The 989-nt window shown below is 68.8% G+C and carries 1 protein-coding gene; it reads left to right on the forward strand.

Features of this window, described 5'->3' with window-relative positions; genetic code table 11:
- Nucleotides 1–52: 52 nt before the first annotated feature.
- A partial coding sequence (locus tag Mth01_RS29335) for a hypothetical protein (protein ID WP_204019207.1) occupies nucleotides 53–989 on the forward strand: 937 nt, incomplete at its 3' end.

Consider the following 989-nt stretch of genomic DNA (forward strand, 5'->3'; position numbering starts at 1 on the left):
ATGACGGATAATCCAGTCGAAGCCGACTGCGGCGGCCGGGATGATGACGGGCATGACGTTCCACACGGACAAGGGCGGGGATGGTGATTCGTCCCGCCGGGAGATCCTCGTTGAGCTGCACGGCTCGCTGGATCGGCGCTACCGGCCCGAGGACGTGGCAGATCTGGTGCTGCAGGCGCTGGATGAACGGCTGTCGCGGCGCGAGCGGGTCGTGCTGGAACGCGCGGCCAAGCACTCCTCGCGCAGGCAGGGGTGGTTTTCCTCCATGTCCACCGACTACGCCCGCCCGGTCGGCGGTGCCCGGCAGGTCGCCGCCGCCACGCGCCTGTTCGATCACCGGGTGGAGGTCGACCCGGAGGATCCCGAATCGCTGCTGGAGTTCGCCGCGGCCGTGGGACGCGAGATCCAGTGGGCACCGGAGCGAGCCGACTTCCTGGCCGACCGCCTCAATCGCGACGCACGGGCGACGGCGGGGATAGAGCTGTCCAAGCGGCAGTACAACCGGCGGTTCCGCATGCTGGGCAGGATCGCCGCCAAGGCCGGCACGCTCCGCCTCGAACAGGACAAACGGCGCCTGCTCATGATCGGCGTCACCGGCTTCGGCACCGAAATCCCCCTCGATCGCTTCACCGCCGACATCGACGCGGCCTGCTTCGTGGCGTACTACACCGCTCGGCGCAAGACACGCCGGCAGTTCAGCCTGTCCGGGCGGGACAACCCGTTCGACGAGATCGCCCAGGTGCTGCTGGAGCGGTGCACCGACCACAGCGACTGGTGGATGATCGCACAGGTACGCACGACACCCGACGTGCTGCGGCACCTGAGCGACCGGGAACGGGGCCAGTTGCTCGGCCAGTGGTCGGCGGTAATGCGGCACAGCGCGGCGCTGCTGGCCGCCCGATGGAACCCCGCCACCGACCGCACCACGATGGTCGTCCAACGCGGTGACGACTCCACCACCTGGAACAACCTGGCGGTGGCCTACAACA

Origin of the sequence: Sphaerimonospora thailandensis, assembly GCF_016863115.1 — a bacterium.
In the GTDB taxonomy this organism is placed as follows: Bacteria; Actinomycetota; Actinomycetes; order Streptosporangiales; family Streptosporangiaceae; genus Sphaerimonospora; species Sphaerimonospora cavernae.